The 11,438-nt window shown below is 44.0% G+C and carries 10 protein-coding genes and 1 pseudogene; 1 reads left to right on the top strand and 10 read right to left on the bottom strand.

The window, feature by feature from the left end:
* Window positions 1–74: 74 nt before the first annotated feature.
* The 4 genes from glmS to DWZ38_RS09520 form a co-directional block, all read right to left on the bottom strand.
* Window positions 75–1,913, bottom strand: coding sequence for a glutamine--fructose-6-phosphate transaminase (isomerizing) (gene glmS, locus DWZ38_RS09505; protein WP_117852039.1), 1,839 nt, complete (start codon window positions 1,911–1,913; stop codon window positions 75–77).
* A gap of 91 nt (window positions 1,914–2,004) precedes the next feature.
* A complete protein-coding gene (locus DWZ38_RS09510) occupies window positions 2,005–3,390 on the bottom strand; it encodes an exopolysaccharide biosynthesis polyprenyl glycosylphosphotransferase (RefSeq protein WP_117852044.1) in 1,386 nt (461 codons plus the stop codon).
* 53 nt (window positions 3,391–3,443) lie between these two features.
* Window positions 3,444–4,178, bottom strand: coding sequence for a nucleotidyltransferase family protein (locus DWZ38_RS09515; protein WP_117852047.1), 735 nt, complete (start codon window positions 4,176–4,178; stop codon window positions 3,444–3,446).
* Window positions 4,179–4,302: 124 nt separating this feature from the next.
* Entirely contained in the window at window positions 4,303–5,070 is a 768-nt protein-coding gene (locus DWZ38_RS09520; protein WP_117852050.1) for a galactokinase, read from the bottom strand.
* A 32-nt stretch (window positions 5,071–5,102) separates the two neighbouring features.
* On the opposite strand from DWZ38_RS09520, the gene DWZ38_RS09525 reads away from it, so the two are divergent.
* Complete coding sequence (locus DWZ38_RS09525) at window positions 5,103–6,188, top strand: NAD-dependent epimerase/dehydratase family protein (RefSeq protein WP_021925998.1); 1,086 nt, start codon at window positions 5,103–5,105, stop codon at window positions 6,186–6,188.
* 182 nt (window positions 6,189–6,370) lie between these two features.
* Here DWZ38_RS09525 and DWZ38_RS09530 read toward each other — a convergent pair whose 3' ends face one another.
* The 6 genes and pseudogenes from DWZ38_RS09530 to DWZ38_RS09555 form a co-directional block, all read right to left on the bottom strand.
* On the bottom strand, window positions 6,371–6,808 hold the full coding sequence (locus DWZ38_RS09530; protein ID WP_117852053.1) for a hypothetical protein: 438 nt from the start codon (window positions 6,806–6,808) through the stop codon (window positions 6,371–6,373).
* Between the two features lie 288 nt (window positions 6,809–7,096).
* A pseudogene (locus DWZ38_RS09535) lies at window positions 7,097–7,279 on the bottom strand (transposase); the annotation flags it as partial.
* A 268-nt stretch (window positions 7,280–7,547) separates the two neighbouring features.
* Complete coding sequence (locus tag DWZ38_RS09540) at window positions 7,548–8,354, bottom strand: putative dCTP deaminase (protein ID WP_021925884.1); 807 nt, start codon at window positions 8,352–8,354, stop codon at window positions 7,548–7,550.
* Window positions 8,355–8,472: 118 nt separating this feature from the next.
* Window positions 8,473–9,258 (bottom strand): SDR family oxidoreductase, encoded by a 786-nt coding sequence (locus DWZ38_RS09545; RefSeq protein ID WP_021925883.1) that lies wholly within the window; start codon window positions 9,256–9,258, stop codon window positions 8,473–8,475.
* A 146-nt stretch (window positions 9,259–9,404) separates the two neighbouring features.
* Window positions 9,405–9,776 (bottom strand): PD-(D/E)XK nuclease domain-containing protein, encoded by a 372-nt coding sequence (locus DWZ38_RS09550; RefSeq protein ID WP_021925882.1) that lies wholly within the window; start codon window positions 9,774–9,776, stop codon window positions 9,405–9,407.
* 200 nt (window positions 9,777–9,976) lie between these two features.
* Entirely contained in the window at window positions 9,977–11,305 is a 1,329-nt protein-coding gene (locus DWZ38_RS09555) for an IS200/IS605 family accessory protein TnpB-related protein (protein WP_117852056.1), read from the bottom strand.
* Between the last annotated feature and the right edge of the window lie 133 nt (window positions 11,306–11,438).

Raw genomic sequence — 11,438 nt, forward strand, 5'->3', positions numbered from 1 at the left:
ATCAGGGGCAAAAGATTAAAAAGCCGTTCATGCTTGCATGATAAGGCGTTTGAACTTGGCCCCCTAACATCATATTATTCTACCGTCACCGACTTCGCCAGGTTTCTCGGCTTATCCACATCCAGACCTTTGGCAACGCTGACATAGTATCCCATCAGCTGCAGCGGCACAATCGCAAGGCTGGTTGTAAAGTATTTCTCTGTTTTCGGAACATAGACTGAGAAATCAGCAGTATCCTCAATGCTGTAGTTGCCGTAGCTGGTCAGTCCCATCAGATAAGCTCCACGGCTCTTAACCTCAACCATGTTGCTCAGAGTTTTCTCAAACAGATCCTTCTGGGTCATCACGCCGATTACCAGAGTACCATCCTCCACAAGGCTGATGGTTCCATGCTTCAGCTCGCCAGCTGCATACGCCTCAGAATGAATGTAGCTGATCTCCTTCATTTTCAGGCTTCCCTCCATGCTGATGGCATAGTCGATGCCTCTTCCAATAAAGAAAATATCATGAGCATTTGCATATTTACTTGCAAACCACTGAATACGCTCTTTGTCATCCAGCACCTTGCTGATCTTATCCGGCAGTGTCTCCATCTCAGCAAGAAGCTCAGACACACAGCTCTCCTCCAGTTTTCCCTGGACAAAAGCACTCTGGATAGACAGCAGATACATAGCGATCAGCTGTGTGCTATATGCCTTGGTAGTCGCAACGGAAATCTCCGGTCCTGCATAAGTATACAGCGTATAATCGCTCTCTCTTGCAATGCTGGAGCCAACCACATTGACAACGCTAAGTACCGGCACATTTCTCTCCTTGGCAAGGCGAAGAGCAGCCAGACTGTCTGCAGTCTCACCGGACTGGGAAATGATCACAACCATGGAATCCTCTGCCAGGATTGGATTGCGGTAACGGAACTCAGAAGCCACATCCACCTCAACCGGAATTCCTGCCATGGACTCGATCACATATTTGCCAACCATTCCAACGTGATAAGCGGAACCGCAGGCAACAATGTAAATTCTCTTAAGAGAAGCCAGCTTCTCATCGGTAAGGCCTGTCTCAGACAGATCCACATGTCCGTCTTTCACATAAGCACCAATAGTATCCTGAACTGCCTTCGGCTGCTCATGGATCTCTTTGAGCATAAAGTGCTCATATCCGCCTTTTTCTGCTGCTGCCGCATCCCACTGGATCTCCACAACATCCTTCTGGATCTCCTCGCGGTCGATATTATAGAAATGGATCTCATCACGGGAAAGCTCTGCAATCTCAAGATTGCCAATATAATAAACTCTTCTTGTCTGATCCAGAATAGCCGGAACATCCGATGCGATCAGGCATCCGGAATCCTTCTGGCCAATGATCAGCGGACTATCCTTACGGGCAGCAAACAGTTTGCCCGGATAATCCTTAAACATCACGCCAAAAGCATAGGAACCGCGGATACGCAGCATGGCTCTGGAAATTGCCTCCAGAGGCGTTCCTGTTTTCTTATAGTAATAATCTACCAGCTTCACAGCCACTTCTGTATCGGTCTGTGAATAAAATGTATAGCCGGAACGAAGGAGCTTCGCCTTCAGTTCCTGATAGTTCTCAATAATTCCATTATGAACAAGAACCACAGATCTGTCATCTGTGCAGTGAGGATGGGCATTGGTCTCAGAAGGCTCCCCGTGAGTTGCCCAGCGGGTATGTCCAATACCGCAGGTACCCGGCACAGCGGAACCGCCGTCCGTCTTTTCCACCAGAGTTTTCAGGCGTCCTTTGGCCTTCACAATGGCGATCTTGTCTGTCACTTCATTGCGCACCGCAATACCTGCTGAGTCATAGCCTCTGTACTCCAGCTTGGAAAGTCCCATCAGCAAAATCGGTGCCGCCTGCTCATCTCCTACATAACCTACAATTCCACACATAAATTTTTTCCCTCCAGTAAAATCTCCTCTAAAAACTTATAATCGGGGTAAGTATAACACAAAATGGAGAAATTAGGAAATATTTTTTTCCTTACTTCCTGTCTTCCTCTTCTTTCTCCTGTCCCGCAGTCTTCTGCCATGCTTCAACCCCTTCTGTATTTTCCTTCTGGAAAAGGATTTTAAAGGTCAGCATAAGAAGCTTCACATCCAGTTTCAGAGAATAGGTTTCGATATAAGTAAGATCCAGTTTCAATTTATCATATGGCGTTGTATTATATTTGCCATAAACCTGGGCATAGCCGGTAAGTCCGGCTTTTACCTTCAGACGATAGTCAAACTCCGGAATTTTCTCACAGTAAACAGCCGCGATCTCCGGCCGCTCCGGTCTTGGGCCAACCAGAGACATATCCCCTTTGAGAATATTAAAGATCTGCGGCAGTTCATCAAAATGAATGCGCCGAATGATTTTGCCCACAGGGGTAATTCTGTCATCCTCTTTTTTCGCCAGCTGTGCCCCTTTGACCTCAGAATCCATCTTCATGCTGCGGAATTTCAGAATCATAAAAATCTGTTTATCCCTGGTAAGACGAGGCTGCTTATAAAGCACAGGGCCACCATCATAAAGCTTAATCGCAAGCGCGATCACCAGCATAAATGGAGATGCGATCACCAGCATCAGCAAAGAAAATACAATATCCACAAGACGCTTGCAAAACAGCTGCTCTGCCGTCAGTCTCAAATTACGGGAAAGAAGAAGTGTTGTGTCAAATAAGTGGATATCATCTGCATTTCTAAGCATAATATCGGAAAGCTTGGGAATAGAATAACACCGGATATCCTTCTCAAAGCAATATTTCAAAAGCACATTTCGCTCATGGGACGGGATATCCCCTATTACTACAGCCTTATATCCGCAAATCTTCTCCTTAATCGCATCAAGTCCCAGGGAAATGGGAACCATTTCCTTAATTGCATATTTGTCCTCTCTGGTTTCCAGTTTGCTTCGCAGGTCACCTGGATTATGCTCGCCGTAAACCATCAGCATTTGTCTGGGCGGATACAGCCGGGTGTACACAAACCGCATGCCAACAACCCAGATCACCACGATTATAAGGTCAATCCCCGTCATAGCCAGCATTGGAGTGAGATGCTCCCCCAGTCTCCAGCGTCCGATCAGGCACAGCTGCAAATACGTAATAAAATTCACGCATACTACAGACAGGATCTGGGAATAAATCACCTCAAATACTCTCAGATATCCAACCTTAAAGCCGCCATAGATTTTATAGAAGAAATACAGCATCAGCACATACAAACCGATCACCACCTGATTTCCTCTGACAAAAAGCCTGCCGATCACCTCTTTGGACAAATAAAAATTATACCAAATATAAGCAAACAACGCTGTCTCGATAGCAACAATCACTACCGATGACAAAAACATAATAATTCTCTTGTATCGTTCGCGATTTTCCATTTTTTCCTCCGGTAAGTATTAGAGCCTGTCTGAAAAAACATGCTCCAGTCAAATCATCTGACTTTTAATTCTTTCACAGCCTCATAGCTGGCTCTGTCGCCAATATCATAGCGTTTTCCCGGCATATTCCACGCATACACATCGGTGTTCCTGCTAAGCCAGGCAGCAAAGCTTCCCGGCGCATCAGGCTTGCAGCCCGCATCAAGAGCTTCCGAAAGTCTTGCCGCGTCCTTTGCAAGATAGCAGTAAAATGGCGGCACTGCAAGATTTCCCTTTGGCACCTGCGGCTTCTCTTCATAAGAAAGAATTTTGTCATTTTCATCTTTCACAATGATGGCAGTCCTCTGCTGCTTCTTCAGGTCGTTTTCCTCATGGCACATGACACAGGACGCCTGTTTTTCCCGCATGAAAGACAGGAAACCGGAAAAAGAAAAATTCACCAGATTGTCTCCTGCCACCACCAGAATATCATCCTGAATCTGCAAAGTCTCTACTGCAAACAAAATATCCTTCACAGCCCCAAGGCGGTTCTCATTGTCTGTGGAGCCATCATCCAGCACTCTGATCGGCCTGGTAAATTTCTGCTCTGCTGCCCAGCTTTCAAAATGGTTGATAAATTTGTGATTGCTGATCACCACAAACTCCGTCACCTCCGGAATCTGGTCAATGTCCTCCAGAAGCCAGTTCAAAAGGGGCTTCTCTCCAACCGATAGCAATGGCTTCGGAAAATTTTCAGTAAGAGGATACAGCCTTGTGGCATATCCTGCTGCTAATACAATACAAATCATTTTTCTTCTCACTTTCTTCCTATTTACTATGGGCATATTTGAAAAATCATTTCTGCAATGTCCCACAAATTGTGACACACATCTTGCAAAAAATCTTTTTCAACCATACTCTAAATTTTCATATCTATTTCATGACAACTCCATCTGCACTTTCACAGATATAAGCGGAATATTTTCCCTCCATCTTGGGGAACGCAGATAAGTATTCTCTTGTCACCTGATGAAGGACTTCTTCCTCATAATCCGGGTCGATCAGCGCCATACAGCAGCCTTTAAATCCAGCACCGCTGAATCTGCCGCCATAGATTCCCTTCGTCCGATTCATAATCTCATACATTGTGCGCAGCTCATCGGAACCGCTCTCATATAGATGGATGGAAGAATGACCGCTCTGGGATATCAGCTGGCCAAAGGTCTCAATATCGCCTTCTCTCCACGCTTTTACCCCGGCCTCCACACGGGCGGATTCCCCATAAAAATGCTCCGCACGCTTTCTGAAATTCTCCGGCAGACGGTCCTTATACTGCTCAAATACCTCTGCCGGCACCTGTCTCAGCACAGCATCCGCATACTTTCCATACTCCATGCCCGAAAAAGCCATAAGATCATAAGCCGCAGACTTACACTCATCCACACGCAAATTGTATCCGGATCCAGCCAGTGTCCGCTCTACACCTGAAAAGAAAATGGCAATTTTGTAGGGCTTCATAGCACCGCTGGCGGAAATCCGCTCATAGCTGTCATCTGCTGTATCTAAATAAAGAAGGTGATCTTTCCTGCAGTACACCTCACAGGACTGATCCAGTTTTCCGGAGGAGACGCCCACATATTCATTTTCCGCACGCTTGGCAATGGAAATGACATCCAGATCAGACAACTGAATCTGGTTCACTCTGCAAAGCACACTGAGAAAGGAGAGAAACCATGCAGAAAATTGATTTAAAAAATAAGACCGTTTTTGTAACAGGATCCGCCGGCTTCATCGGCAGCAACCTGGTACTGGAGCTTTTGAGAACCCAGTCCCCTATCAACATTGTGGGACTGGACAACATGAACCACTATTACGATGTTTCCATCAAAGAGTGGAGACTTTCTGAAATTGAGAAATGCGCAGCAGAACATCCGGAGTCTACTTACCAGTTTTACAAAGGCGACCTTGCTGACAAAGCAATGATCGATCAGATTTTCGCAAAGCACAAGCCTGCAGTTGTAGTAAACCTTGGTGCTCAAGCTGGCGTCCGCTATTCCATCACAAACCCGGACGCCTATATCCAATCCAACATGATCGGTTTCTACAATATCCTGGAAGCCTGCCGTCATTCTTATGACAACGGCGAAACCGGTGTGGAGCATCTGGTATATGCCTCCTCCTCTTCCGTATACGGAACCAACAAAAAAGTTCCTTATTCCACAGATGATAAGGTAGACAACCCGGTATCTCTGTATGCCGCAACCAAAAAATCCAACGAGCTGATGGCCCACGCCTACTCCAAGCTCTATAACATTCCGTCTACAGGACTTCGTTTCTTTACTGTTTACGGGCCTGCCGGAAGACCGGACATGGCATACTTCGGCTTCACCAACAAGCTTCTGAAAGGCCAGACCATCCAGATCTTCAACTATGGAAACTGCAAGCGCGACTTCACTTATGTAGACGATATCGTAGAAGGCGTCAAGAGAGTTATGCAGGGCGCACCAGAAAAGAAAAACGGCGAGGACGGCCTTCCCATCCCACCATACGCCGTATACAACATCGGCAACAACAGCCCGGAAAACCTTCTGGACTTCGTGGACATCCTTCAGCAGGAACTGATCCGCGCAGAAGTCCTCCCCGCTGACTACGACTTCGAGTCCCACAAAGAATTAGTCCCCATGCAGCCCGGCGATGTCCCCATCACCTACGCAGATACCACCGCTCTGGAGCGAGACTTCGGTTTCAAACCAAGCACCAGCTTAAGAGATGGATTGAGGAAGTTTGCGGAGTGGTATAAGGTATTTTATAAAATTTAATGCAGAAGATGACGAACGCCCCGGCAGGGTTTCCTGCCGGGGCGACATTATGTATTATGGTTCAAGCCATAACATTGATACAGCACATTTAGCATTTTCTTTTTAACTCGATTTATTTCATTTTAACTTTGCAATGTTAAAAGGTAAGTTTTTGAGTTATTTCTCTTCCTACCTTTCGATCACTATATTTTGGCACCAACCACTTTCTCCACCCGTTCTGCACATAGTTCCCAAACATCCTCTATTCTAATATCTGTAGATTCATCCAATTCACATCCCATAAAATCTTCAGAATACCATTCATAATCTTTCTTTATATTGTATTTGTCTTCCAGCAATTCAGAAATTTCAGATTCTGTTACTATCCCATTCTCGACCAGCCTTAACATCAATCCGTAAGAAATCGTCTCCGAAAAAACAGATGAGATAAGCAAATCACACCAGACTCTGGTTACGTTTATTTCTTTTTCGTCCATTTTATAAAGCTCAGATTTTTGCTTTGCTTTTTGCAATAATAACAGATTCCTAATCTGATTCTCTGTTTTGTCATCTTTACTTATATCAATTTTATTCTCTTCAATCAAAGACTTTACAAGTGAAATTCTTTTCTCTTTCTTCAATTGCAATTCCTGTATACGCAAATACGCTTCATTTGTACGAGCCACACACCGATCCAGCATTTCTGTGTCATTTCAGAAAACCCAAATATCTGATATACCGTGTTTCCTAAACAGTATCATCAACTGGTAGTATATCACTTTTTCAAGCAGATGAAAATCTGCTTATTTGTCGTTGTCAAAATGAACAAGAATTTAACCATTTTCATATTTCATAAATTTTTCAAGGCATTTCTTTTTAAATGCCAAGTAATCTCCGGAATATGCTTTATTTATCTAAATACCATTGTTCCATGAACCATAACGTTCAGGAAGATCGCGCCAAGGTGCCCCACTACGGGCAAGCCATACAATTCCATTCATAATAATACGATTGTCTTTCCTTGGACGCCCTTGTTTTCCAGTATTTTCAGGAGGCAATAAAGGCTCAATGCGAAGCCATTCTTCATCAGTTAACTCATATCGTCTTAACATAGTGAACCCCCCTTTTTCTTTATTTTATCATGAAAAAGGGAAATAAAACATGCGTTTTGTGCAATTTTTATTTTTCAGACACGCTCTAGAATGTAAGGCAACGATGGGAAAAAGATGTGAAAGTATGTCTTGAGAACCTGTCGTATTACTGGAATAATATGACAATTATGAAGCTGCATAGATATGCAAAACCGCCTATACTCAGCTAGTTTGGAACTGAGTATAGGCGGTTTTTATACCGTTTTCAATATTCAGATTTTACCTTGTACTAAAGCAATAATACGCCCAATAAAACAGCAATCAATACTACCATAATAACTCCATAAAAAACTATCATTTTTTTACTGCAAGTCTTATGGTTAATAAAAAACATAATTAATCCCAGGAATAAGCAAATAACAATACCTAGCGACAAATTCATAACTGCTACATACTTTGTATTTGCAAATGATTTCCCCAGATTACTAAAATTAACCGTAATCAGAGAAAAAACGGATACGAATATTCCCATAAGAGTCAATATATTCGCATATATATGATTTATCTTTTCATCCAAATCATTATTCGCATCCTTTATCTTCTCCATACGTTTCTCATATTCATCCTTATATTCCGCCATACCTCTATACTGGTCTTCATCATTAAAAGATGCGTTCTGCTGCTGATCATATGTATGTTCAGGTACATCACTTAATTGCTCAAAAAATATCTGGGCGATTTTATCACCTTTCTTCACTTTGATCGTATCAGAAGTAATATTCTGAACACGCAGATAAATATAAGTTTCATGTCCTGGGAAATAGTGTGGTCCGGACACCCATAATCCCTGCCTTATTCTGGAATTCTTCTCTCCAATTCTTCCCATTAAATCCTTAGGCATGTGGATTTTCTCTTCCATTTTGACAAAAATCACTTCATTCGGATGCAAAACATAAGAATCAGCTAGTTCATCCTGCGCAACAATCCCTAATATATGTAAATCGTATGACACTGCATTTACACAGGATTCATCATAGCATCCATCACAGAATATCTCAGACTGACGATTTTTAATGTCTTTATCAACTAATATCATAATTCTTCGCCTCTCTTCTAGATGGATATTATTATAGCACAGAATGTGCAAAATTCAATTCAGATTTTTTTACAATCTGCTATTTTTTGAGTGTTACTTTTTCAGGAAGTTAAGGTTATTATTTTGCGTATATCGCTCCAACGATTTTTCCACGAAGACCGCAGGGCAGCAGTTTGCACAGCAGACTGAGGAACTTGTACTGCGCTCCCGCCACACATATCGGCTTGCACTTCTTCTCTGCGATTTTTGCAATGTATGCACCAATTACTTCTGGGCTGGCACCGTTCTGCTCATCCTTTTCCATCTGGCTGACGCTTCGGGAAATACGACCGCAGTACTCTTTATCGCCAACGATCACCTTCTGCCGTGCCTGCGTGAAACCAGTGTGGATATCTCCCAGTTCAACCGTCGTCACCTGAATGCCGTAAGGCTTCACTTCGTTATCCAAGGCGCATGAATAGGAAGAAATCGCCGACTTACTGGCGGAGTAGAATGCCTGGAACGGAATGTGTGCAGCTGCCGCTACAGAGCTAATATTGATAATATGCCCTTTTCTGGCTTCCCGCATGAACGGCAAGACCGCCTTGTTCACATTGACTGTTCCGAAGAAGTTCACATCAAACTGTGCCTTTGCCTGGTCAAGTGGCGTAAACTCCACTGCACCGGAGATTCCGAATCCTGCGCAGTTGACCACGACATCAATTCCACCTGCTTCTGATATAATTTTCTCGACCGCTTTCTGGACAGCATCTTCATCTGTCACATCCACGCTGATGTGTTTTATTCCGTCCTGCGGCGCATCTCGGCGGCTGAACTCATAGACTGCAAACCCGGCATTCCTTAATGCAGCCGCCGTACAGCGTCCGATGCCGGAGCTGCCTCCTGTTACAAGGGCTGTCTTCATTTTCTGTCCTCCGTATTTTCTTCTTTTTTGTATCTTTTCTTCTATTATACCTATGGCTTGAACACATCGCAATCATATAACAGAAAAAAGCCCGCCAGCGTACCATGTAAGAGTTACATAGTGCGCTGGCGGGCGAGGGTGTTTGCTTATAGTTTTTCAGCTATGACTTTACAACGCTTTTTGCAGAACGCAATTCCATACGCAAGAATATTATTTCGTCCGTCCTCACGCAGTTCTGTATCGTATCTGCGATCCTTGATTTGTTCCATTGCTCTTTCACAGGCCTTATCAAGATCATTCATGGAATATGCATATTTTAATTCTATCACGATTCCCACATCAGGATTCTTGGGCTTAAGCAGAATATCCGCAAATCCATCACCGGACTCTTTGTTTGATTTAACTGCCCATCCGGAATAGTTTTTCAGAATACCGATTAAAATGCCATGGTAGAAGTTTTCCTTATCTTCGTTTCTGGCTTTCGTATCCAAAACGCTGATCGTCTCGCCAAGAAACATTGTCAGTTCCCGCTGAATATCATCGGTCTTTCCGTGGATCTCACACGACTAAAGTCACGTGCTCCTCAGTCGCTTTAAGCGACAAGGCTAAATATCGGCGGATACGCCTGTAACTTAGGATATGCGCAGTCATGCGCTTTTCCATGCCAGATATGGCAGGTTCCAACATCACAGGTAGTCCGCTGTATATCTGCCTGTGTTTATGCTGCTCTTAAAAGTTCCATTTCTAAAAATAATTCTCCTAAGTCCGCATATACACATGAGATCCTACGCTTTACTGAAGGGACTTTTGCCTCCAGTAAAGACCTTTCCGTTGCCGGAAGGGGTTTTAAAAGTTCTCTGATAAAATATCTTGCACCGATATTATACGATGCTGACAGATCACAGTTATATCTTTTTCCTGTCTGGAATATACAGAGGCTGTGGTTTTCCGGGTCACGGGATACTCTTCCGGAGCCATCGTATGCAAGCCTGCTTGTATTCCATGCGCAGACTCTGGATACCCGCATCCCTTTTCTATGTGCCTGATGTTCACAGCGTTTCTGGATATCCCGTTTTCTCCACAGATGCAGTTTCTGTTTTTTCTCTCCGGATATCTTCCCCTGCATTTCCAGATATTCGAATACGATCACATCTGCATGGTTTTCCTCTGCATATCTTATGATTGCACCTGCGATCTTCTTTCCCAGCTCTATATTCAGGCGTTTCGTATATGCCCATCTTCCCCGTGACTGCACAGAGCCGTGTTCCCTCTGGAACCTCCGGATCTGTCCCAGAGTGCGATACATCCGGTCTTTTTCACTGGGATGATCGATAAATCTTCTTCCCAGGACAGTTCCGTCTGCCCGCATAATGGTACAGACTGCATCGGTATTGATCCCCAGATCCACACTGCAGATGACCTGCTCTTTTACCGGTGTTTTTGTAAGTGTTATTTCTTCCGTATAGGAAAAACGCAGGAAATATTTATGGTGTCTTTTCTCCAGTATCGGGGCAGATGCCTTTTTCCCCGACCAGTTCTTACGAAGATATTCCATATCTGTATGGTTTAAACGCACACAAAACCATTTCCAGTCATGGCCATCATACAATTTCAGATATGCTTCCTCTTTTCCTTCTGCTCCCTCTCTGTACATGACACCACGGTAAAAAACAGGCATGGCATGATTCTCATACACCAGTTTGGGCATCCCTGTTTTTTCCCCTGACTTTGTCCACAGATCCATCCGTGTTTTGTAAGAAGATACACTTCCCAATGCATGCTGGACTGCAGCTCTTCTAAGGTAGGATGGCATCTTCGGGAAGCGGAGGTCAAAATCAAAACATGCGGGATTCTTTTTCGTGGTATGCACCAGATGCTCTGCGGCATTAAAACGCCTTTTAGCATCCGGGATCTCTTCCAGTTCTTCCCACACCTGTTCATATATTTCTGTCAGATAGCTGACCGCAGACCGATAGAGTCCCAGTGTCTGGCGAATCGGGATATTCTGTTTTCGTACTTCTACGCCATAGCTGGATACTGTCTGCATCTCTTTTCCTCCAACAAATCATTTCTTCTGTCAGGCTTTTTTCTTTTTCCTTTTGTCCTTCGATGTAAACAAGCAGATGGATATGGTCCGGTATCGCCTCCATTGCCAGGATCTGAAATTTATATTCTTCTGC

It is taken from the genome of Ruminococcus sp. AF31-8BH (genome assembly GCF_003460605.1).
In the GTDB taxonomy this organism is placed as follows: domain Bacteria; phylum Bacillota; class Clostridia; order Lachnospirales; family Lachnospiraceae; genus Blautia_A; species Blautia_A acetigignens.